At 60.1% G+C, this 24,083-nt stretch carries 14 protein-coding genes; 8 read left to right on the forward strand and 6 right to left on the reverse strand.

Annotated elements, in window-relative coordinates; translation table 11 throughout:
* Nucleotides 1–28: 28 nt before the first annotated feature.
* The 4 genes from mdtD (at nt 29) to yccS (ending at nt 6,970) form a co-directional block, all read left to right on the forward strand.
* On the forward strand, nt 29–1,471 hold the full coding sequence (gene mdtD, locus BMZ10_RS18080; protein ID WP_093465264.1) for a multidrug transporter subunit MdtD: 1,443 nt from the start codon (nt 29–31) through the stop codon (nt 1,469–1,471).
* A gap of 337 nt (nt 1,472–1,808) precedes the next feature.
* A complete protein-coding gene (gene dbpA, locus BMZ10_RS18085) occupies nt 1,809–3,188 on the forward strand; it encodes an ATP-dependent RNA helicase DbpA (RefSeq protein WP_093465267.1) in 1,380 nt (459 codons plus the stop codon).
* A gap of 81 nt (nt 3,189–3,269) precedes the next feature.
* Nucleotides 3,270–4,448, forward strand: a complete 1,179-nt coding sequence (locus tag BMZ10_RS18090; protein WP_093465270.1) for a BaiN/RdsA family NAD(P)/FAD-dependent oxidoreductase — start codon at nt 3,270–3,272, stop codon at nt 4,446–4,448.
* A 314-nt stretch (nt 4,449–4,762) separates the two neighbouring features.
* Nucleotides 4,763–6,970 carry a YccS family putative transporter gene (gene yccS / locus BMZ10_RS18095; protein WP_093465273.1) on the forward strand — a complete coding sequence of 736 codons (2,208 nt, stop codon included), beginning with the start codon at nt 4,763–4,765 and terminating at the stop codon, nt 6,968–6,970.
* On the opposite strand, the gene BMZ10_RS18100 is transcribed toward yccS, so the two are convergent.
* Nucleotides 6,951–7,688, reverse strand: a complete 738-nt coding sequence (locus tag BMZ10_RS18100; protein ID WP_093465276.1) for a substrate-binding periplasmic protein — start codon at nt 7,686–7,688, stop codon at nt 6,951–6,953. The genes yccS and BMZ10_RS18100 overlap by 20 nt on opposite strands.
* A gap of 313 nt (nt 7,689–8,001) precedes the next feature.
* Here BMZ10_RS18100 and BMZ10_RS18105 point away from each other — a divergent pair, with 313 nt between their 5' ends.
* A complete protein-coding gene (locus BMZ10_RS18105; protein ID WP_093465279.1) occupies nt 8,002–8,460 on the forward strand; it encodes a GNAT family N-acetyltransferase in 459 nt (152 codons plus the stop codon).
* Between the two features lie 23 nt (nt 8,461–8,483).
* Here the strand turns inward: BMZ10_RS18105 and BMZ10_RS18110 are convergent, their stop codons facing one another.
* The 3 genes from BMZ10_RS18110 to BMZ10_RS18120 all read right to left on the reverse strand — a co-directional run bounded on the left by BMZ10_RS18110 (nt 8,484) and on the right by BMZ10_RS18120 (nt 11,549).
* On the reverse strand, nt 8,484–8,780 hold the full coding sequence (locus tag BMZ10_RS18110; protein ID WP_093465282.1) for a winged helix-turn-helix domain-containing protein: 297 nt from the start codon (nt 8,778–8,780) through the stop codon (nt 8,484–8,486).
* Nucleotides 8,781–8,849: 69 nt separating this feature from the next.
* Nucleotides 8,850–9,353 carry a YgjP-like metallopeptidase domain-containing protein gene (locus BMZ10_RS18115; RefSeq protein WP_093465617.1) on the reverse strand — a complete coding sequence of 168 codons (504 nt, stop codon included), beginning with the start codon at nt 9,351–9,353 and terminating at the stop codon, nt 8,850–8,852.
* Between the two features lie 54 nt (nt 9,354–9,407).
* The gene (locus BMZ10_RS18120) at nt 9,408–11,549 is read right to left on the reverse strand and encodes a two-component system response regulator (protein WP_093465284.1); all 2,142 of its coding nucleotides are present in this window, start codon (nt 11,547–11,549) and stop codon (nt 9,408–9,410) included.
* Between the two features lie 322 nt (nt 11,550–11,871).
* On the opposite strand from BMZ10_RS18120, the gene BMZ10_RS18125 reads away from it, so the two are divergent.
* Nucleotides 11,872–12,543 (forward strand): polysaccharide lyase family 7 protein, encoded by a 672-nt coding sequence (locus tag BMZ10_RS18125; protein ID WP_093465287.1) that lies wholly within the window; start codon nt 11,872–11,874, stop codon nt 12,541–12,543.
* Nucleotides 12,544–12,618: 75 nt separating this feature from the next.
* On the opposite strand, the gene putP is transcribed toward BMZ10_RS18125, so the two are convergent.
* Nucleotides 12,619–14,103, reverse strand: a complete 1,485-nt coding sequence (gene putP, locus BMZ10_RS18130; protein ID WP_093465290.1) for a sodium/proline symporter PutP — start codon at nt 14,101–14,103, stop codon at nt 12,619–12,621.
* A 437-nt stretch (nt 14,104–14,540) separates the two neighbouring features.
* Here putP and putA point away from each other — a divergent pair, with 437 nt between their 5' ends.
* Both putA and BMZ10_RS18140 read left to right on the forward strand, forming a co-directional pair.
* On the forward strand, nt 14,541–18,491 hold the full coding sequence (gene putA, locus BMZ10_RS18135) for a trifunctional transcriptional regulator/proline dehydrogenase/L-glutamate gamma-semialdehyde dehydrogenase (RefSeq protein ID WP_093465293.1): 3,951 nt from the start codon (nt 14,541–14,543) through the stop codon (nt 18,489–18,491).
* A gap of 244 nt (nt 18,492–18,735) precedes the next feature.
* The gene (locus BMZ10_RS18140) at nt 18,736–20,538 is read left to right on the forward strand and encodes an acyl-CoA dehydrogenase (protein WP_093465295.1); all 1,803 of its coding nucleotides are present in this window, start codon (nt 18,736–18,738) and stop codon (nt 20,536–20,538) included.
* 55 nt (nt 20,539–20,593) lie between these two features.
* On the opposite strand, the gene BMZ10_RS18145 is transcribed toward BMZ10_RS18140, so the two are convergent.
* Nucleotides 20,594–23,986: a dermonecrotic toxin domain-containing protein gene (locus BMZ10_RS18145; protein ID WP_177182157.1), complete on the reverse strand. Its 3,393-nt coding sequence runs from the start codon at nt 23,984–23,986 to the stop codon at nt 20,594–20,596.
* Nucleotides 23,987–24,083: the final 97 nt, after the last annotated feature.

The following is a 24,083-nucleotide window of genomic DNA, read 5'->3' on the forward strand; positions in this document are numbered from 1 at the left end:
CCGACACAAAAAGGACCTCGAACTTCATATGCCGACCTCGACGCCGCAGTTGGACGCCCGAACCTTGCGCTGGATGCCTTGGGTCATCGCCATCGCCTTTTTCATGCAGAGTCTGGATGGCACGATTCTCAACACGGCCCTGCCTTCGATGGCCGGTTCGCTGTCGGAAGATCCGCTGCGCATGCAGTCGGTGATCATTGCGTACATGCTGACCATCGCGCTGCTGATTCCAGCCTCGGGCTGGATCTCCGACCGTTTTGGCATAAAGCGCATATTCTTCAGCGCCATCCTGTTGTTCAGCTTCGGTTCATTGCTGTGCGCGGCGTCCAACTCACTTGGCATGCTGGTCGCCGCCCGCGTGGTGCAAGGCCTGGGCGGTGCCTTGATGATGCCGGTCGGGCGGCTCATCGTGCTGCGTGCCTATCCGCGGACCGAACTGGTGCGCATCCTGAGCTTCATCACCATGCCTGCGCTGCTCGGCCCGCTGCTGGGCCCGACCGTCGGCGGCTGGCTGGTGGAATACCTGAGCTGGCACTGGATTTTTCTGATCAATATTCCGGTGGGGATTCTGGGCTGCTTCGCCGTGCGCAAGTTCATCCCCGATCTGCAAGGCGGCGGGCGCACCCGTTTCGATCTGGTGGGGTTCGGGCTGTTCGGCGCATCGATGGTGTTGATCACCATCGCCCTGGAGGGTCTGGGTGAACTGCATCTGCCGCACCTGCGCGTCGTGATGCTGCTGTTCGGCGGGATGGCTTGTCTGGCGGCGTACTGGCTGCGCGCGGGCCATATCGAGGCGCCGCTGTTCTCTGCCTCGCTGTTCCGCACGCGCAGTTTCGCGGTGGGCATCATGGGCAACCTGTTCGCCCGCCTGGGCAGCGGCGCTTTGCCGTTTCTCGTGCCGCTGATGCTGCAAGTCGCCCTGGGTTATTCGCCTTCCCACGCCGGGATGAGCATGATCCCGCTGGCGCTGGCGGCGATGTTCGCCAAGCCGCTGGCGACGAGGGCCATCGAGCGACTGGGCTACCGCATTGTATTGACCGGCAACACCCTGTTGCTGGGCCTCTTGCTGGCGAGCATGGCGCTGGTGAGCGCCGACACGCCCTACTGGTTTTTGCTGGTTCATCTGGCGCTGTTGGGCGGCGTCAACTCGCTGCAATTCTCGGCGATGAACGCGGTGACGCTCATTGACCTGGACGACGCCAGCGCCGCCAGCGGTAACAGCCTGTTGTCGGTGGTGGCGCAGCTGTCGCTGAGCCTTGGCGTGGCGTGTGCGGCGGCGTTGCTGGGCGGTTTCACCGATGACGTGTCGACAGGCGAGGTCAGCAGTGTACTGGGCGCCTTCCAGCTGACGTTCCTTTGCGTGGGTGTGCTGGCGATGCTGGCTGCTTCGATCTTCCTGCAACTGTCACCGCGCATGCCTCCGGAAAACCCGCCGCGCAAGCCGCAGACCGAGCCTGAGATCGAAGCGTGATCGAGCCAGACTCAGGCCCGCTGTGGGATCAGGCTGGCTCATGAGGACTGATTTGCAACCACTGCATCTTTCCTCACCCTACTGGCCTGTTCCCGGCTGAAGCCGGTCCTACAAACGGTGCAGGCTTTCCGTGGGACCGGCTTCAGCCGGGAAGCCTTCAGGTGTTACGCCGTTGATCGGAGGGCGCGTTCAACAGAGCGGGCTCCTCCCACAGCGTTTGTGAGGTCAGCGCGAACATGACGGGCTGCCGAATCCTCCACCATTTATCGCCCCCAGCCCCAAGCCGGGGGCTTCGACCTGATACACTGCGCGACATTTTGTTTTGCAGGCCCGTCCCGTGACTAACACCGCTTTCAACACGCTGCCCCTTTCCGCCGCCATGCTGGCTAACCTGGAGTCCCTTGGTTATGCCCAGATGACGCCGATTCAGGCGCAGAGCCTGCCGGTGATTCTCAAGGGCATGGACCTGATCGCCCAGGCCAAGACCGGCTCCGGCAAGACCGCGGCCTTCGGCATCGGCCTGCTGAACCCGATCAACCCGCGCTACTTCGGCTGCCAGGCACTGGTGCTGTGCCCGACACGCGAACTGGCCGATCAGGTGGCCAAGGAAATTCGTCGTCTGGCCCGGTCCGAAGACAACATCAAGGTGCTCACCCTCTGCGGAGGCGTGCCTTTCGGCCCGCAGATCGGCTCGCTGGAACATGGCGCACACATCATCGTCGGCACACCGGGCCGCATTCAGCAGCACCTTCGCAAGGGCTCGCTGGTGCTGGATGGCCTGAACACACTGGTTCTCGACGAAGCCGACCGCATGCTCGACATGGGCTTCTACGATGCCATCGCCGACATCATCGAGCAGACGCCAGAGCGCCGTCAGACGTTGCTGTTCTCGGCCACCTACCCGGTCGGCATCAAGCAACTGGCTTCCAAATTCATGCGCGATCCGCAGACCGTAAAGGTCGAGGCGCTGCACGCCGACAGTCAGATCGAGCAGATTTTCTACGAAATCGCGCCCGAGCAGCGTCTGGAAGCGGTGGTTAAGGTCCTCGACCATTTCCGTCCGCAATCCTGCGTAGCGTTCTGTTTCACCAAACAACAAGTTCAGGAAGTGGTCGATCACCTGTGCGCCAAAGGCATGTCGGCTGTCGGCCTGCACGGCGATCTGGAGCAGCGCGATCGCGATCAGGTGCTGGCGATGTTCGCAAACCGCAGCACCTCGGTGCTGGTGGCGACCGACGTCGCCGCTCGCGGCCTGGATATCGATGCCCTGGACATGGTGATCAACGTCGAGCTGGCCCGTGACTCCGAAATCCATATCCACCGCGTAGGCCGCACCGGCCGTGCAGGCGAGACCGGAATCGCCGTCAGCCTCGTTGCGCCAGGTGAAAGCCAGCGTGCGCGGGCTGTCGAAGAACTGCAAAAGGCCCCGTTGAACTGGCAGCAATACGATCAGTTGACGCGCAAAGAGGGCGGCAAGCTGCTCCCGCCGATGACAACGCTGTGCATCGGCTCGGGTCGCAAGGACAAGCTGCGCCCCGGCGACATTCTCGGCGCGCTGACCGGCGAAGCGGGGATTCCCGGCGCCCAAGTCGGCAAGATCGCGATCTTCGATTTCCAGGCCTACGTGGCGGTTGAGCGCAGCATCGCCAAACAGGCACTGGATCGCTTGAACAACGGCAAGATCAAGGGTAAGTCGTTGCGCGTGCGGATTCTCTAAAACCGCCTGAATACCCCCTGATCGTCCCCACGCTCAGCGTGGGAACGATCATGTTTCGATATTCCCCCAGAGGACACCGCTTTGCCCGTTACTGACGTTGTGATCATCGGCGCCGGCGCCGCAGGTTTGATGTGCGCATTCACGGCTGCCAACCGCGGCCGCAAGGTCATGCTGATCGATCACGCCAATAAACCCGGCAAGAAAATTCTCATGTCGGGCGGCGGGCGGTGCAACTTCACGAACATGTACACCGAGCCCGCCAACTTCCTGTCGCAGAACCCGCACTTCTGCAAGTCGGCGCTGGCGCGCTACACCCAGTGGGACTTCATCGCGCTGGTGGGCAAGCACGGCGTGCCGTACCACGAGAAGAAACTCGGCCAGCTGTTCTGCGATAACAAGTCGAGCGACATCCTTGGCCTGCTGCTCAGCGAATGCGATGACGCCGGGGTGAACCTGCACATGGACACCTCTGTGCAGACCATCGAGAAGACCGAAAGCGGTTATCGGCTGGAAACCACGCTGGGTGCCATCAACTGCGAATCTCTGGTCATCGCCACCGGCGGGCTGTCGATCCCGACGCTGGGCGCAACCGGTTTCGGTTATCAGGTCGGCAAGCAATTCGGCCACACCCTGCTGCCGACCCGCGCCGGGCTGGTGCCATTTACCATTACCGACCAGCTCAAAGAGCTGTGCACCGAACTGTCCGGCACGTCGGTCGATTGTCTGGTGAGCTGCAACGACACCAGTTTTCGCGAGAACATCCTGTTTACGCATCGCGGTCTGAGCGGGCCAGCCATTCTGCAGATCTCATCGTTCTGGAACCCGGGCGATACGGTGGAAATCAATCTGCTGCCCGATCACGACGCTCATGAATGGCTGAGCACTCAGCAAGCGGAGCGCCCGAACAGTGAGTTGAAGACGTTGCTGGGCGAGCTGTTCACGAAAAAGATGGCCAACCTGATTGCCGAGCAGTGGTTCGTGTCCAGGCCCATGAAGCAGTACACCCACGCTGAGCTTGCCGACATCGCCGGGAAGCTGTCGAACTGGCAGGTGGTGCCGGCGGGCACCGAAGGTTATCGCACCGCAGAGGTCACGCTGGGCGGCATCGATACGCGCGAAGTGTCTTCCAAAACCATGGAATCGCTGAAATCGCCCAAGCTGTATTTCATCGGCGAAGTGCTGGATGTCAGCGGTCATCTCGGTGGCTTCAACTTCCAGTGGGCCTGGGCGTCCGCGTACGCGGCAGCGCAGTTTGTCTGACGTTCACCTTTTTGGCTGACAACGTAGCAACCCGCATCTCGACAGCATGCACCAGCCTCTTCCCGGCTGAAACCGGTCCTCCAGACGCTGCGAGCCTTTCGTAGGACAGACTTCGGCCGGGAAGGCGTCGGGTGTCACGCCATGGGTCGAAAGGGGGCGTTAAAGACAGTCGGCTCACTTCCACCGTTGTGTGCTTGAGCGACAACTTGCCCCCAGACTCGCGGAATAAATTTTGCTAAGCGGATGTACAGCACGCATCCGGCGCTGTACATATCCGTCAGCAGAATCAATCGCGAACAGGGCCGTCAGCGTTCATGGCATCGAAATCGTTGCGCAATACCTTCCGCCGCCTGTGGGCGCTGGACAAATTCTCCTACAGCGTCAGGGTGTTCATCGCGCTGACCGGCAGCATGGCGCTGTGTTGGTACCAGAACGAAATGTCGCTGCTGATCCCGCTTTTCCTCGGGGTCATCGCCAGCGCGCTGTCCGAGACTGACGACAGCTGGCAAGGCCGCCTTAACGCTTTGGCCGTGACGCTGGTGTGCTTCAGCATCGCAGCGCTGTCCGTGGAGCTGCTGTTCCCCTACCCCGTCGTCTTCATCTGCGCGTTCGCCCTGGCGGCGTTCTGCCTGACCATGCTGGGCGCTCTGGGAGAGCGCTACGGCGCCATCGCCTACGCCACGTTGATTCTCTCGGTCTACACCATGATCGGCGTGGACCAGCGCGGAGGTGAAGTCACGGATTTCTGGCATGAACCGATGCTGCTGGTGGCCGGCGCCGCGTGGTACGGCCTGCTGTCGGTGTTGTGGCAGATGCTGTTCTCCAATCAGCCCGTGCAGCAAGCGCTGGCGCGGCTGTTTCGAGAGCTCGGCCTGTACCTCAAGCTCAAGTCCGACCTGTTCGAGCCTATCCGTACGCTGGATGTCGAGGCCAAACGTCTGGAACTGGCGAAACAGAACGGCAAGGTCGTTGCCGCGCTCAACGTCACCAAGGAAATCATCCTCAACCGCGTCGGCAGTGGTCGTCCCGGCTCGAAGGTCAGTCGTTACCTCAAGCTGTATTTTCTTGCCCAGGACATCCACGAGCGCGCCAGCTCATCGCATTATCCCTATAACTCGCTGGCCGAGGCCTTCTTCCACAGCGACGTGCTGTTCCGCTGTCAGCGCCTGCTGCGCCAGCAAGGCAATGCCTGCCGCGATTTGTCGATTTCCATTCAATTGCGCCAGCCGTTCGTCTACGACGACAGTTTCGCCCACGCGCTCGACGACCTGCGCGCGTCCCTCGAACACCTGCGCATTCAAAGCAATCCCGCCTGGCGCGGCCTGCTTCGCTCACTGCGTGCTCTGGCGAACAACCTTGGTACGCTGGACCGGCTGCTCAGCGATGCCAGTAATCCCGATGCCCTCGCCGATGCGACTGACAGCAGCCTGCTCGACCGGTCGCCGCGTAACCTCAAGGATGTCTGGACCCGGCTGCGTTTGCAGCTGACGCCCACGTCGCTGTTGTTTCGCCACGCGCTGCGCCTGCCGCTGGCGCTGGTGATCGGCTACATCATGGTGCATCTGATTCACCCTTCGCAGGGCTACTGGATCATCCTGACCACGGTTTTCGTGTGCCAGCCAAGCTACGGGGCAACCCGGCGCAAGCTCGGGCAACGCATCATCGGCACGGCGATCGGCCTCACGGCAGGCTGGATTCTGTTCGACCTGATCACCACACCGGTGCTGCAGTCGATGTGCGCAGTGCTGGCCGGGGTTGTGTTCTTCGTCAATCGCACCACACGCTACACCCTGTCGACGGCGGCGATCACGGTGATGATTCTGTTCTGCTTCAATCAGGTCGGTAACGGCTACGGCCTGTTCCTGCCGCGCCTGATGGATACGCTGCTGGGCAGCCTGATCGCGGGTCTTGCGGTGTTCCTGTTCCTGCCCGACTGGCAAGGTCGCAGGCTCAACAAGGTGCTGGCCAACACGCTGTCCTGCAACAGCATCTACCTGCGCCAGATCATGCAGCAGTACGCGCAGGGCAAGCGCGACGACCTGGCCTATCGCCTGGCCCGCCGCAACGCCCACAACGCAGATGCCGCGCTCTCGACGACACTGGCGAACATGCTCATGGAGCCAGGCCATTTCCGCAAGGAAGCCGATGTGGGCTTCCGCTTTCTGGTGCTCTCACACACGCTGCTGAGTTATCTGTCGGGACTTGGCGCGCACCGGGAAACCCAATTGCCCAGCGAAGTTCGCGAGCAGTTGATCGAAGGGGCTGGCGCAAGTCTGGCGTCGAGCATCGACGAGATTGCCCAGAGCCTGGCCATGCGCGAGCCGGTGGCCGTGCACAGCGATGCAGAGGAAGCACTGGCCACCGAGCTTGAGCAAATGCCGGAAGAGATCGATGAGGGGCAGCGTCTGGTGCAGACTCAACTCGCGCTGATCTGTCGCCAGCTTGGCCCACTGAGAACGCTGGCGGCACATTTGATCAAAGAACCCGTTAAAGAGCCTGCAATCACAGACCGTGCAGCTTGAAGAGCGTGTCGTAGGAGCCGTCGGCTTTCATGGCGGCGATGGCCTTGTCGAAGTCCGCGACAATTTTCTCGTGATCGGGATGTTTCAGGCTGACGAGAATGTGCAGGCTGTTTTCACTCAGTGAGCGAGGCAGGAATTCGACGCTGTCCCGCACCTGCGCCGGTTCGTGACTGAGCGCGAACCGCGCCGCGTATTCATCCTCCACGGTGAGCTCTACCCTGCCCGCGACCAGCATGCGCACGGCGGTAGAGAAGCTCGCCACCGGGACCTTCTTGAGCAGAGCATCGGCATCGAATTCAGGCGAATAGGCGTAGCCGCGCACCACTGCGATGGAGTGGGGATGCAATTGCACGAGATTTTGAAAGTCGACATCAGCGTCCTTGCGTTTGATGAAACGCAACCGGTTGATCAGGTACGCCTGCGAGAACTGCCCGATCAAGGTCCGATCCTCGCTGTACCAAGCGTTGATCAGCACGTCGTAACGCCCCTCACTCACCCCGTGAACAGCTCTGGCCCAAGGCACTTGTTCGTATTCGGTGGAGTAGCCAGCGCGGGCGAATGCAGTCTGGATCAGATCCGTGGAAAGCCCTCCCTTGAGCAGCGAGGTATCCGAGTAAGGAGCCCACGCGTCGCCGGCCAGCCGCAATTTTTGCGCCCATGCCTGATCTGCGATCAGCAGCATTCCCAGCAAGGCCATGGCTAGAAGCAAACGCGGCATGCTCAAGATCCTTAGGCAGACGGATTGCCTGCAATGTTCAGCTGCACTAATGCGGCACGGTAACGTCCCTGATGCGAGCGACGGGCACGTTGATCAGCCCGGCGAAACAGCGATTACGGCAATAGCAGCTGGCCTCCATTGAAGACCTCTTCGGCACTTTTCACAACTCATATGAAGGCGATGTTTGTGCCGCAGTTCAAGAAATTCGAGCAATGTGCGAACCGTGTCGGCGCCCACGCTTTCAGGGCCGCTTTGGACTGACGCCCATATGCGTTTAGTATCCGGCATGGATTTCTTTTCGTGAGCCGGCTTCATGTCTATCAACTGGATTTGCAAACACCATACCGATCTTGGCAAGGAAGAGCTGTATGCCATCTTGAAACTGCGTGCCGAAGTCTTCGTGGTCGAGCAGAAATGCTGGTACCAGGACGTCGACGGCCAGGATCTGTTGGGTGACACCTGCCATTTGATGGCATGGCAGAACGACGAGCTGGTTGCCTATCTGCGCCTGCTGGACCCGATTCAACAGGATGGCGATGTCACCATCGGCCGGGTGGTGACTGCGCCCTCGATGCGCAACAAAGGAATGGGCCACGAATTGATGCTGCAGGCGCTGGATCATGCCGAACGAAAGTGGCCGGATCAGCCGATCTATCTGTCCGCTCAAGCCCACTTGCAGGGCTATTACAGTCGGTACGGGTTCAATCCGGTGGGCGAGGTTTACGTCGAGGACGGTATTCCGCACATCGGCATGCGGCGGGATCTGGACTGATCCCGCAGCCTTCGGAGGCGGCTTCAGGGATAACCCAACACCGTCTTTATCTGCTGTATGTTGCATTCGATCCAGTGCTTGTCGATTGCGCCCCATTCCCGGATTCGATAACCGCCTGCATGATTGCGGGCGCCGTCCAGCTGTTCGAACTCACAGACGATATCCAGATCGGCCAATGCCGCAATCGTGTCCTGCGCGGTGCGTCGCGGCATGCCAGTGACTTCGGTGAGCGCCGGTACGCTCGCGGCGATTTCACTGTCGATCAGATACGCCACATACAGACGGCGATAGAAACTGCTTTTGGTCTTGCTGACGTCCATCGCCAGATCCTTTGGGGTGTGAGAGCAAGCAGCTTACCGCGCACCGAGCGCCCTGTGCTACGACAGCGCCTATCGATCGGCAGACTGCAGGTCGCGCCAGGTCAAATAGACGCGCAGATCGAATTCCAACTGGTGATACCCCGGCTGCATGTGCTCGCACAGCTTATAGAACGCCTTGTTGTGCTCCGATTCCTTGAAGTGCGCCAGTTCGTGCACGACGATCATTTTGAGGAATTGCGGAGCGGCCTCCTTGAACAGCGAAGCCACGCGGATTTCTTTCTTTGCCTTGAGCTTGCCGCCTTGCACGCGTGAAACAGTGGTGTGCAGGCCGAGCGCACGGTGCGTGAGGTCGAGTCGGTTGTCGAACAAGACCTTATCGATGTTCGGGGCGTTGCGCAGATGCTCCTGCTTGAGCGCCAGCGCGTAGGCATACAGCGCCTTGTCGCTCTGCACTTCGTGGCGATCGGGGTAGCGCTGCTCCAGATAATCGCCCAGCCGATTCTGCACGATCAGCTGACGAACCTGATCCTGCAGGGTTTGCGGATAAGCCTGCAGGTATTTGAGCGGCATCAATGCTGTGGAAGTCATGGTCCGGTCGTGTCGCTGAAAAGTCGCCAGTCTACCCCGTCAGCCCTGATCGAGCAGCCGCTCGGCGACCGGCAACTGAACGGGATGCACGAAGCGCTCTGCTTCTTTGGGCTCCAGGGGATGCGCGAGCAGAAACCCCTGCATGAGCTGGCAGCCGTTCGCCACCAGCCAGTCATATTGCTCCTGGGTTTCGACGCCTTCGGCAATGACGTCGATGTCGAGCATCCGGCACAGATCGATGATGCTGCGCGCGACAGCCAGGTCCCGAGGCGAGCCCATCATGCCGCCGATGAAATGCCGGTCCAGCTTGAGCGTGTCCAGATCGAGATTGCGCAGATGCGCCAGTGAGCTGTCGCCTGCGCCGAAGTCGTCCAGCGACACTCGCACGCCGATGTCGTGCAGGCTTCGCAACTGCTGGCGGCTGTGAACCAGATTATGGACGAGCGAAGGCTCGGTGATTTCGACTTCCAGCTGACGTGGATGCAGACCGTGCAAATGGATGGCCCGCTGCAGCTCCGCTGCCAGGTTGGGCATGCTGAACTGCGCCGGACTGACGCTGACACTCATGACCAGATCGTCCGGGAACACGCCATTCCAGCGCTGCCGCTGAGCGGCGCCCTGCTCAAAAATCCAGCTGCCCAGCTTGTTGATCAGGCGCGTCTCCTCGAGTAATGGAATGAACACGCCGGAAGGCACATCGCCCGCATCGGGATGCTGCCAGCGCAGCAGCGCTTCAAAACCCCGGATCCGGCCAGTGGTGACGTTGATCTGCGGTTGGTACACCATCGAAAAATCCTTGCCATCGATGGCGGTACGCACGCTTTCTTCGAGCATCAGACGCGAGCGCGCGCGGCCGTTCATGTACTGATCGAAGAATCGATACTGATGTCGGCCTGCCCGTTTGGCCTCATACATGGCGATGTCCGCCGCCCGCAGCAGACCATCCAGATTCGTGCCACAGTCAGGGTAAACCGCAATACCGATGCTCGCGCCCAGCGTGGCCTCGATCCCGTCGATATGACGGCGAGCCGAGACACGTTCGATGAGTTTTTCGGCAACCTTGGCCGCGTGTTCGGGGAAATCCAGTCCGTCGATCACGACCACGAATTCGTCGCCGCCCATTCGCGCCAGGACGTCGTAAGGGCGCAAACAATCCTTCAATTGCTCGCCGACCCATTGCAACACCTGATCGCCTGCGTCGTGCCCGAGCGAGTCGTTGACGTGCTTGAAGCCGTCCAGATCCAGGTACAACACCACCAGGTATTTGCCCGAGTGCTCGTTGCGCAACAGCATGCCTTCGACCGTCTGATAGAAGCCCCGGCGGTTGAGCAGGCCGGTAAGCGAGTCAGTCACGGCCTGTTGTTCAAGCTGACGATACAGGTCGCGTACCACGGACATATCGAGCACGCTGAGCACCATCGCTTTCTGCTCTTCCGGCAGCGGCGCACAGGACAAGGCCACCGGCACCTGACGCCCCTCGGGCGTACGCAATACGGCATCGTGAACGCGATACGTGTCGGCGCGGCGGTAGTGGTGGTAGAACCCCGATTCTCTCCATTCGGTGAAGCAGGGTTCCTGAAGGTAGCTGCACAGATCCGTGCCCCGCAGCTCGTCATCGGACATGCCCAGCAAGCGGCAAATGGCCGGGTTGGCAAAGCTGATGATGCCGTCTTCATTGACCACCAGAATGCCCTCGCCGACGTTGGCCAGCACCGAAGCATTGAACGCCCGCGCCGTTTCCAGCTCTCGGCTGAGTTTCTGCAACGCACGCCGGTTGTGCTGTTGCTCCAGCAGGGCCTGCACCTTGGGCTTGAGAATATTGGGGTCGAACGGCTTGAACAGGTAATCAACCGCGCCGCTGGCATAACCCTTGTGCACGGCGTCGCGTGATTGTTCGTTAGCGGTCAGAAAGATGATGGGCGTCAGGCGTGTGCGCTGACTGCCGCGCATCAGACGGGCGACTTCGAAGCCATCCATTTCCGGCATCTGCACGTCGAGCAAGACAAGGTCCACGTCCACGTCGAGCAGAAGGCCCAACGCTTCCATGCCTGAGCTGGCCGTCACGATTTCCCAGTCCTGTCGTTGCAGGACCGCACGCATGGTGACGAGATTTTCCGGGTAGTCATCGACTACCAATAGGACTGACTTGCCATTGGGAGGCAGGGGTTGCACGCGATCCATGCTGCTACTACTCATCATTCACTTACTGCCCGGGGGAACAGGCTCCGCCGATGATCCGATAGGCAGATACTCTAGCCCCGAATGTGGAAAAGAGAAGGAAGGCCACCGTTTTGCCATCGCAAATCCGTTTGCCTCCCGACTAACGGTAGCTGCACCGTACGTCAGCCCCTGCCTGTCCCGCAACAAAAATGCAGGCACATTGACGCCAGCCACTCGACGGATTGCCGTTAACAAATCCACTTCTGAACCGTATAAGGAGCGCCCCCTAACCCTTGCGCCAGACACGTTTGCTGGCAATGAGACACATCGGACGAAAGAGAAAATGATTGATTTAGGCACGTGGAATCTGAGCATTCCTGTGGGCTCGCCCCCCGCCACGATTGAAACGAAGCAACTGCTCCAAGGCTATGACGGTAAATATTTCAAATCCGGTTCATCCAATGTGAGTTTCTGGGTTCCGGTCACCGGCAGCAAGACAGCCAACGCCATTTACCCCCGCACCGAACTGCGCGAAACCTGGTCCGACGGCACCCTTCATAACTGGTATTACCCTGACGCGGACAATTTCCTGCGCGCCAAGCTCAAGGTCATTCAGGTGCCGTCGTCCGGGAAGATCGTCATCGGTCAGATCCACGTTTATGAGAGCACCCAGCCGCTGCTCAAAGTGGAGTATCAGTACAAAGACGCAACCCACATGGGCAACATCGTTGCGAAGGTGCGCTTTCATCCCAAGGACAAGAAAGCCCGCGTCATCACCATTGCCGAAGACGTGCCGCTCAACGAGACCTTCAATTACGTCATCCATCTGAACAAGGCAGGATTGCTCAGCGTGACCGCTCGCGGCATGGTCTGGAACGACCGGATCAGCGCGACGTGGAGCAAACAGCAGCTGTATTTCAAGGCCGGCGTCTATTGTCAGGACAACACGGGCTATACCAGCGAAGGCGGCAAGGCGATGTTCTTCAACCTCGATACCGATCACAACAAAGGCTGAGCCCTTTCAGGCGCTGAGGCTGAAATGAAAAACCCGCGTCATTGCGAACGCGGGTTTCTTCATGAGCCAGACGGATCAGGCCGCTCTGTACTCCTTCTCCGCAGCCTCGAAGCGAGTCAGCATACCGGGCGTCGGGCCTTTGCCGATTGAACTGAAGAGCACGATGGCCGCACTGGCGAAGATGAAGCCCGGGATGATTTCATACAGTCCCAGCAACTCGAAGTGCTTCCAGACCACCACTGTGATCGCCCCGACCAGGATCCCTGCGAGCGCGCCGTTGCGGGTCATGCCTTTCCAGATCACCGAGATCAGCACCACCGGGCCGAACGCTGCGCCGAAGCCGGCCCATGCATAACTCACCAGCCCCAGCACCCGGTTCTCCGGATTGGCCGCCAGCGCAATCGCAATGAGCGCCACCAGCAGGACCATCGCCCGGCCCACCCAGACCAGTTCGCGTTGGGAGGCACCTTTGCGCAGGAAAGGCTTGTAAAAGTCCTCGGTCAACGCGCTTGAACACACCAGCAACTGGCAGCTCAGCGTGCTCATGACGGCCGCCAGAATGGCCGAAAGCAGCACACCGGCAATCCATGGGTTGAACAGGATCTTCGCCAGCTCGATGAACACCCGCTCATGGTTTTCGTTGACCGGCCCTGCCAGCTCCGGGTGCGCCGAGAAATAGGCGATACCGAAGAAACCCACCGCAACGGTGCCGCCCAGACAGAGAATCATCCAGGCCATGGAGATACGCCGCGCGCTGGCGATCGACTTGACCGAGTCTGCGGCCATGAAGCGCGCCAGAATGTGCGGCTGGCCGAAATAGCCCAGTCCCCAGCCCATCAGCGAAATCACGCCGATGAAGGTGGTGTTCTTGAGCATGTCGAAACTGGCAGGATCCTTGGCCTCGATCGCGAGGAAAGTCGTATCGACGCCGCCGGTCGCCAGCAGCACGATGATCGGCGTGAGGATCAGGGCGAAGATCATCAATGTTGCCTGGACTGTGTCGGTCCAACTAACGGCCAGGAAACCGCCGATGAACGTGTAGGCAATCGTCGCCGCAGCGCCCGCCCACAGAGCGGTTTCATAAGGCATGGCGAACGTGCTTTCAAACAGCCGAGCGCCCGCTACGATGCCCGACGCGCAATAGATCGTGAAGAAAAGCAGGATGACGATGGCCGAGATGACACGCAGCAGGCCGCTGGTGTCTTCGAAACGGCTGGAGAAATAATCCGGCAGTGTGAGGGCATCGCCATTGTGTTCGGTCTGCACGCGCAGGCGGCCTGCGACGAAAAGCCAGTTCAGATAAGCGCCGACGATCAGGCCAATGGCGATCCAGCTTTCCGACAGGCCGGACATGTAGATCGCTCCCGGCAAGCCCATGAGCAGCCAGCCGCTCATGTCCGAGGCGCCAGCAGAAAGCGCCGTGACGACGCTGCCGAGGCTGCGGCCGCCGAGAATATAATCCGAAAGGTTGTTGGTGGAGCGGTACGCCAAGAGCCCAATCAGGACCATTGCCGCGATGTAGATCACAAAGGTGATCAAGGTAGGGTTGCTGACGCTCATTGTGATGACCTGCCATTATTTTTATGGGCGCGAACGAGACCGATTGCACTGCGCACCGCAGATTCGCAGGTTCGTCGTTCGCGTACGTAACGCCCGTCCGCGATGTCGGCGCCGTAGAGAACACTTGGCTGCACCAAGGCGGCGCATGCTAGTGGACGCGCCCGAGCAGGTGCAACCCGAAATGATGGATAAGTTGTACCTTCTTACAATTTTTCGGTGATCAGATGCGCCTTCTTAGCCTGTTTAGCGCCGAAACAGGTCACTCCGCGCAGTTAAGCACGCAAACAGTGCTTCATGCGGGGCGTCACAGGCAGCCAGACAACGCACCGGAAATATTCGGCAAAAACCGGTTGCACCCGGTTGCACCCGGACCTGAGCGCAGCTACTCTTGACGTCATCCATAGCCACACGAATCGTGGCTTTCATGAGGACAAGACATGGCGACCACCACCCTGGGTGTCAAACTCGACGACCCGACCCGCGAGCGTTTGAAAGCAGCTGCACAGTCCATTGACCGGACGCCGCACTGGCTGATCAAACAGGCGATCTTCAATTACCTGGAGAAACTCGAGGGTGGTGCAACCCTGAACGAACTCAATGGCCTGAACGCCAAAGACGATGACCACGGCGAGCCGCCCGCCGAAAACGGCCATCAGGCGTTTCTGGAGTTTGCCGAGAGCATCCTGCCTCAGTCGGTGCTTCGCGCCGCTATCACGTCGGCCTATCGTCGCCCTGAACCTGAAGTCGTACCCATGTTGCTGGAGCAGGCGCGCCTGCCTGCCCAGATGGCCGATGCAACTCACAAACTCGCCGCGTCGATTGCCGAGAAGTTGCGCAACCAAAAGAGCGCCGGCGGCCGTGCGGGCATCGTCCAGGGCTTGCTGCAGGAGTTTTCGCTGTCGTCGCAGGAAGGCGTGGCGCTGATGTGTCTGGCCGAAGCGCTGCTGCGTATTCCTGACAAGGGCACCCGCGACGCCCTGATCCGCGACAAGATCAGCACTGGGAACTGGCAGCCGCATCTGGGCAATAGCCCGTCGCTGTTCGTCAATGCCGCCACGTGGGGCCTGCTGCTCACTGGCAAACTGGTCAGCACCCACAATGAAGCGGGACTCACTTCCTCGCTGAGCCGCATCATCGGCAAGTCCGGCGAACCGATGATCCGCAAGGGCGTCGACATGGCGATGCGCCTGATGGGCGAGCAGTTCGTGACCGGCGAAACCATTGCCGAAGCGTTGGCCAACGCCAGCAAGTTCGAATCCAAAGGCTTTCGCTACTCCTATGACATGCTCGGCGAAGCGGCGCTGACCGAGCACGACGCGCAGAAATACCTGGCGTCTTACGAGCAGGCCATTCACTCCATCGGCAAAGCCTCCCACGGCCGCGGCATCTACGAAGGTCCGGGCATCTCCATCAAGCTCTCGGCGCTGCACCCGCGTTACAGCCGCGCGCAATACGAGCGAGTGATGGAAGAGCTTTACCCGCGCCTGCTCTCGCTGACCCTGCTCGCCAAGCAGTACGACATCGGCCTGAACATCGATGCGGAAGAAGCAGATCGTCTGGAGCTGTCGCTGGATCTGCTTGAGCGTCTGTGCTTCGAACCTCAACTGACGGGCTGGAACGGCATCGGCTTCGTGATTCAGGCTTACCAGAAGCGTTGCCCGTACGTGATCGATTACGTGATCGATCTGGCTCGCCGCAGCCGCCATCGCCTGATGATCCGTCTGGTGAAGGGCGCTTACTGGGACAGCGAGATCAAACGCGCCCAGGTCGAAGGCCTGGAAGGTTATCCGGTCTACACCCGCAAGGTGTACACCGACGTTTCCTACATCGCCTGTGCCCGCAAACTGCTCTCCGTGCCGGAAGTCATTTACCCGCAGTTTGCGACCCACAACGCCCACACCCTGTCGGCCATCTACCACATCGCGGGCCAGAACTATTACCCCGGCCAGTACGAATTCCAGTGCCTCCACGGCATGGGCGAGCCGCTCTACGAGCAGGTCGTCGGAAAGGTCGCCGACGGCAAGCTGAATCGTCCGTGCCGCGTGTACGCACCGGTCGGCACCCACGAAACCTTGCTGGCGTATCTGGTTCGCCGCTTGCTGGAAAACGGCGCTAACACCTCGTTCGTCAACCGCATCGCCGATCAGTCGATCTCGATCCAGGAACTGGTCGCCGACCCCGTCTCGACTATCGAGCGCATGGCCACCCAGGAAGGCGGCTTTGGCCTGCCACATCCGCGCATTCCATTGCCGCGTGAGCTTTACGGCAGCGAGCGCGCCAATTCCGCCGGCATCGACATGGCCAACGAACATCGCCTGGCGTCGCTGTCCTCTGCCCTGCTTGCCACGGCTCATAACGACTGGAAAGCCGCGCCGATGCTGGGCAGCCCGGTAAGCGCAGGTGCTCAGACGCCCGTATTGAACCCGTCCGACCTGCGTGATGTGGTCGGTCATGTCCAGGAAGCAAGCCTGGAAGACGTCGACAACGCGTTGCTCAGCGCCTTGAGTGCCGGCCCGATCTGGCAAGCCACGCCACCCGCCGAGCGAGCCGCCATCCTGGAGCGCGCGGCCGACCTGATGGAAGCCGAAATACAGCCGCTGATGGGCCTGCTGGCCCGTGAAGCCGGCAAGACCTTCGCGAATGCCATCGCCGAAGTGCGCGAAGCCGTGGACTTCCTGCGCTATTACGCCGTGCAAGCACGCAACGATTTCAGCAACGACGCTCATCGCCCGCTCGGCCCGGTCGTGTGCATCAGCCCATGGAACTTCCCTCTGGCGATCTTCAGCGGTCAGGTCGCAGCAGCGCTGGCGGCCGGTAACCCGGTACTGGCCAAGCCTGCCGAGCAGACGCCGCTGGTGGCCGCTCAAGCCGTGCGCATCCTGCTTGAAGCCGGCATTCCTGAGGGCGTGGTGCAATTGCTGCCGGGGCGCGGTGAGACCGTAGGTGCCCGCCTTGTCGGCGACGATCGCGTCAAAGGCGTGATGTTCACCGGCTCCACGGAAGTCGCGCGTCTGCTGCAACGCAACATTGCCGGTCGTCTCGACTCTCAGGGGCGTCCGATTCCGCTGATCGCTGAAACCGGCGGCCAGAACGCAATGATCGTCGACTCCTCGGCGCTTACCGAGCAGGTGGTCATTGATGTCGTCTCATCGGCCTTCGACAGCGCCGGTCAGCGCTGCTCGGCCCTGCGCGTCCTCTGCCTACAGGAAGACTCCGCCGATCGCGTGATCGAGATGCTTAAAGGCGCCATGGCCGAAAGTCGCCTGGGCAACCCCGAGCGCCTGTCGGTAGACATCGGTCCGGTGATCGACGCCGACGCCAAGGCCGGCATCGAGAAACACATTCAAGCCATGCGCGACAAAGGCCGCGCGGTGTATCAGGTGGCGATTGCCGACAGCGATGAAATCAAGCGCGGCACCTATGTGATGCCGACGCTGATCGAGCTGGAAAGCTTCGACGAGCTGCAGCGCGAGATCTTCGGTCCGGTGCTGCACGTCGTTCGCTACAAGCGCAGAGAACTGGATCAGCTGATCGGCCAGATCAACGCCTCCGGTTATGGCCTGACGCTGGGTGTGCATACGCGCATCGATGAGACCATCGCCAAGGTCATCGACACCGTCAATGCGGGCAACATGTACGTCAACCGCAACATCGTCGGCGCCGTGGTCGGCGTGCAACCGTTCGGCGGCGAAGGCCTGTCGGGCACCGGCCCCAAAGCGGGTGGCCCGCTGTACCTGTACCGCCTGCTGTCGACGCGACCGGTCGATGCCGTGCAAAAGTCGTTCGCTGCGCGGGACGCACAGGTGGCTCCTGATACGCGGATGCGCGACGCCATGCTCAAGCCGCTGAACAGCCTCAAGGCCTGGGCGGCAAGCCAGCAAAAGCCGGAGCTGGAAGCCCTGTGCGTGCAGTTTGCCGAGCAGTCACAAAGCGGCGTGACCCGCGCGCTGATCGGTCCAACCGGCGAGCGCAACAGCTACAGCATTCTGCCGCGCGAACACGTGCTGTGCCTGGCCGAAGACGAAACCGACCTGCTGGCGCAACTCGCCGCTGTCATGGCTGTGGGCAGCACGGCCATCGTTCCGGACGCAGAACCAGGAAAATCGCTGCGCAATCGCCTTCCCAAGGATGTACAGGCACGCATCAAACTGGTGGCCGACTGGAACAAGGAGGACGTCTCGCTCGACGCCGTTCTGCACCACGGTGATTCGGACCAGTTACGCGCCATCTGCGAGCAGGTTGCCCAACGTGGCGGCGCGATTATCGGCGTGCACGGCCTGTCCAAAGGCGAAACCGGCATTGCCCTGGAACGCCTGGTGATCGAGCGCGCGCTGAGCGTCAACACGGCGGCAGCGGGCGGTAATGCGAGCCTCATGACCATCGGCTGATTGATCGCTGAGATCCATGGCAGTCTGGCTTGCCAGCGGCGGCGCCTTAATGGCCCACCGCCGGTGAGTCGGACGGCCGCAGATGCTCCACGCATTTCTGCGAGAGTCAGTTCGCTCACCCCCACAGATCCGCTGCAAGGCATTCACCCCACGTACTATCCCTCCATCACGCAAATCAATCTTCCTGTTCACCCCTTCTGCGCCTACCTAGACTCGACGGCAACTCATTGAAAGGTACGCTGCCATGTCCGAGACGTTGCTCAGTTCGCGCAATCTGGCTTTCGAGCTGTATGAAGTGCTGGATGCCGAAGCGCTGACGCGACGTGAACGGTTTGCCGAGCACAGTCGCGAGACGTTCGATGCGGCGATCTCCACGGCGCGCACCATTGCCGAAAAATACTTCGCGCCGCACAACCGCAAGAATGACGAGCACGAGCCGCGCTACGAGAACGGCGAGGCGGTCCTGATCCCGGAGGTGAAGCCCGCTGTCGACGCGTTTCTCGAAGCAGGCTTCCTCAATGCCGCGCGCGACTTCGAAGCCGGCGGCATGCAGCTGCCGACGCTGCTGTCGCAAGCCTGCTTCGCGCACTTCCAGTCGGCCAACGCCGCCACAACCTCCTATCCCTTCCTGACCATGGGCGCGGCGAACCTGATCGAAAGCTTTGGCAGCGACGAACAGAAAAGCCGTTTTCTGCAGCCCATGATCGAGGGCCGGTTTTTCGGAACCATGGCACTGACAGAACCTCACGCCGGGTCATCGCTCTCCGACATCCGGACCCGCGCCGAACCCATGGAAGACGGGACCTGTCGCCTGCGCGGCAACAAGATTTTCATCTCCGGAGGCGATCACCCACTGTCGGAAAACATCGTGCATCTGGTGCTGGCCAAGCTTCCCGACGCGCCACCCGGCGTGAAAGGCATCTCGCTGTTCATCGTGCCGAAATACCTGGTAAACGACGACGGCAGTCTGGGGCCGCGAAACGACGTGTTACTCGCTGGGCTGTTTCACAAGATGGGCTGGCGCGGAACGACGTCCACAGCGCTGAACTTCGGCGACAACGGTCAGTGCGTGGGCTATCTGGTCGGCAAGCCGCATCAGGGGCTCAGCTACATGTTCCAGATGATGAACGAGGCACGGATTGGCGTGGGCATGGGCGCGGTCATGCTCGGCTACGCGGGGTATCTGTATTCGTTGGAATACGCACGCCAGCGTCCGCAGGGTCGGCTGCCCGACAGCAAGAATCCACAGGCCGCGCCGGTATCGATCATTCAGCACGCCGACGTCAGACGCATGCTGCTCACGCAGAAGGCCTATGTCGAAGGCGCCTTTGATTTGGGGCTATACGCCGCGCGCCTGTTCGACGATACCCAGACCGGCGAAAGTGAAGACCAGCGCAAACAGGCCCACGAACTGCTCGACCTGCTGACGCCGATCGTCAAATCCTGGCCTTCGGAGTTCTGCCTCAAGGCCAACGAATTGGCGATTCAGATTCTCGGCGGTCATGGCTACACCCGGGAATACCCGGTGGAGCAGTACTACCGGGATAACCGGCTGAACCCGATCCACGAGGGGACGCACGGGATTCAGTCGCTCGACTTGCTGGGACGCAAGCTGGCGCAGAATGGAGGCGCAGGCCTCAGGCAACTGATCAGGCTGATCGCCCACACCTGCGAGCAGGCACAGACGCATGAAGCGCTCGATGCCTTGCGTGAGCCGCTCGAGCAGCTGGTTGCACGCCTCCAAGCCGTCACCATCGGGCTGCTGACCGATCTGGCACAGGGCAAAGTCAACGCCACCCTCGCCAACTCAGCGCTCTACCTGAAAGCATTCGGCCATACCGTGATTGGCTGGCGCTGGCTGGAGCAAGCGATTCGCGCCCAAGAGGGATTGAATGGGGCGGACGAGTCCGACACGCGTTTTTACAACGGCAAGCTGCAAGCTGCCCGGTACTTCCTGACGTGGGAAGTACCGGGATGCCATCACGACCTGGCGATTCTCGAACGCCGGGACGACGCCTGCCTGTCGATGCAGGATGAGTGGTTTTAGGCCCGCCCCTGACACGGGTCGAAGTCATAACCGCGCATCTGCGATCAGCAGTGAGTCACGCCTTTGTTGCATTCCAGGAGTTTGCAGCGCCTGGAAAAATCCTGAAACGTGAAGTAAACGGGCGGTAAAACGCTTTCACTCGCTCCAGCAGCCGGTAGTATTCGGACGAGTACACATTGAAATCAATCATAAACCCGTCGTTGAGAAGATCCGCATAATCGGGGCGGGTTCGCTTGAGCACATCAAAGAACAGCTTGGGGCCGGTGATTTCCGATATTTGCTTCATATAGGCAGCCAACCCTGTTGTGGATTGATGTCTGGAAGATTTCAATGCTTCAAGTTCGGCTCGCTGCCTGCTGAAGCGGACCTGAATTTCCAGCTCCATTTCTCTTAAGACAGGATTGCCGGGCCGACTCGCGAAATGACTGTTACCGGGACCTTTGAACGACAATGTCGGGCTTTCCAACGTGCCGCCTACCAGCACATCATTAGGACCGCCCAACAACTCGCCCCCGGAGAATGATCGCCCAATGATGTCATCGCAGTCCATGTAGATGCCGCCATACTCCCTGATCAGTCGGTACCTCAAAATATCCGAAGCCGCGGCGTAGTTTGCAGACTCTCCTTGGCGAAAATAAGAAAACGCTGCCCAGGTATCCGGGTCGCCCATGAACCCTCTAAAGAAAGGCTCATCCTGCAGCCTGGAAATAGTCATGTTGGGATAGTCGGCGAACACATTTTGCAGATGCTCGTGAGGGGATAGCTTGCCCAGCGCTTCAATGTCATCGATATCAACATGCATCGTGAACTTAAGCTCCGGACTTATGCTCATGTTGGCTTTGATAGTTTTTATCAGCGACTCGTCCGGCAACTGTCGACCCAGCCAGACCTGGTGCACCATCTGCTCAATCGGCTCTGCGTTGGCAGGAATACCTGGCACACGCCGAAATGAATACCAAAGGTTACGCACCTCTGCCTTTAATTTATCCTTGATCTCCAGATAGGCTTTTTCGGTTCCTGTACGCCACCGGCCTTTGTTGTCCAGCCACAGAAATTTGTCATTCCCCGCTTCCCAACAGCCTACCTCGGCGTTGTAAGTGACCTTCGTCCCTGCAGGAACATTGTTGGCGAAATATCGGCGTACCAGCCCCCCATCCGGGCCCTCTGTCCACCTTGTTTCGATGCCGTCCATGGGGATCTCGATTGTCAACGGTGGCTTGGCAGGTGTGAGTGTGATTCCGCTCTTCCCGGCGGGCGGGGCAGCTTGGGGTAACTCTCCAATGAAACTGTCTCCACCTCGCAAGCCGGGACGCAGGTCGATATCGGAATAGAAGCCGTTGAGCCTCTTGACATAAGGTCCCTTAAGCGTCGGGTCGTCCAGGGCGTAGATCCGGTACTGGCCGACGGCCTGTACGCGCTCGACGGGATACAGCTTTGAATGCACGCGAGCATAGTAAAGCGGCCTACCGGTCACCGGATCGCGCGCTTCATAGACGGCTCCCAACTCATCGATTTTCCAGGCGCCAGACGGGTCCAGTGGCGCGTCGTATTCGAACTGAGCGAGCGATTTGCGAGTTTCCGGAGTAAGTTCTCTCAAGCCTTGCGGCTCTACCCCAAAAGCAGTCGCGCTGTCGTAGCGTGCAGCGCGTTGGCGGCTGGTGGCCAATCGTTGCTGTTCTTCATGGCTCAGGCGATCGGCCCTTTGAGCAGGGGACTCCTTGGCGTGATCGACAACCTCGTCCGCATGATCTGCCTGGACTTGTTCATGCTTGGCAACCGCTGCATCCTGGTCCGCCTTCCCGCGCGTGGCGATTACGCTCGAGACCTCATCCGCAGCGCCCGGTATTGCTTTATCCCCGGCACGCGCGGCCGCGCCCAGAAAGCTGTGGGCTGTCCCCGCTCCTTCGATGATTGCCGGTACGGCATTCAAAACGCCGAAAACAATGCGGCCCGTGCCATTTTTCTTCTCCTCAAGTGTCCGGCCATGAATCACCTCATCTGCGCCCAGCCCGATCAACGCCACCGACATCGCCGCCAGAGGCACCCATGTGTAAGGCACCACCATCGCGATCGCGCCTGCTGCGGCTATTGCATCACTCAGCAACTGAGCGGCCACCTCTTTGTTGTAGTCGGCGCGATTACGAATCAGTTGTCGGCCGTCCTTCTCAAGACGCGTTTGCAGGTTCTGTCGGAAGTGCGAAAACGGCCACGGCGAGAGCGCCGCGCCGAGGTGAATCTCGCTGGACGGGTTCCAGTAACCGGACGCCTGATCGAGAAGATGCGGGTACATCGCCAGACCTGCCAAAGCTTTGTGAAGGCCGGTGTAGAACAGACCATCAGGATCGTCTTCGAGGCTGAAATGGCGCTCCAACGCCTTTCGTCGCCGTGGATCCTTGCATTGCAGCGCGAACCATGCCGCCAGCGCCGGCAGGTCTGCAAACCCGTGCAGAGGCGAGGAGTTTCCCGGGAAGTAAACCACTAGCCGATCCGTGTGCTCATCCCTCACCACAATGATGTCGGTGGCGACGTAGCGGTACACGATGAGCTCACGGAACGTAATATGATGGTCAAGCGGCGCATCGACGAATTGCTTGAACGTCAACGTTTCCCATTTCTGGCCAGGGTCGAGGCCGAGACTGCGCAATATCAGCGACTTGTCCTCTGTGCTCAGTGAGCCTTCGGCATTCTGCACATAAGCTGACTTCAAGAGCGCGGCCTTGATCAAGAGGTTGTAGTCAGCACCATGTTTGGCCCAGAAGCGCGTAAGTTCGGCCTCGTAATGCGCCTGTAGGTCCGCCTCCCAGACATACGCCTTGAACACCACCGGATCCAGGGGGACGTGGGTGGTTGCGTCGAAGCGCTGGGGGCTGGTTTTCCGGTAAATGGCCTCGTAGGCGAAGCAATCCCATAGTCCCAGTGGCGCGGGGGAAATCCGCGCCGGATAGCCACCGTCCCGGTAATGACGCAGCGTCGACAGGTGATCGAGCAGTTGTCCGTTTCCACTCTGCTGCCAGTTGCTCATCAGTGCGTCGGTCAGCGTCAGGGAGTGCGCGATATTGGCCCTCTGGGGCACAGCGTCAAGACCATTGATATACAGAGTGGTGATCAGCAAATCGTCCGGGTCAGTGTCATCCAGAAGGTGCTGGAACAGAAAGCTCTGTGCCTGAGCGCGTGCATATTCACGCGGCGATTCATAGCGCACGTTTTGCTGATCGAGCCAGTTGCTTAGCAGCGTTACATCAGAGGCACCTGGTTTCTCAGCGGCCAGCTCGACGGGCCAACCGTCTTTGTCCAAGACCAGATTGGGCTTATTCGAGCCTTCGTCCTCCGAGTCCCTGCCTCCCTGCCAGCCCAAGACTTGCCCGCTGTCACGACTGCTGTCACGACTGCGCTTAAGCTCTTCGAGTCTGCGCAGCAATGCGCCTATATTTCTCCATTCATCTTTCATAACTCGACATCCTGTCAGTGAGTGAATCTGCAGAATCCACCAACAGGCGCGCAAGGCAGCCATACATAATTATTGCTTACGAAAAGAACAGGCTATT

Origin of the sequence: Pseudomonas sp. NFR16, assembly GCF_900108875.1 — a bacterium.
Classification (GTDB): domain Bacteria; phylum Pseudomonadota; class Gammaproteobacteria; order Pseudomonadales; family Pseudomonadaceae; genus Aquipseudomonas.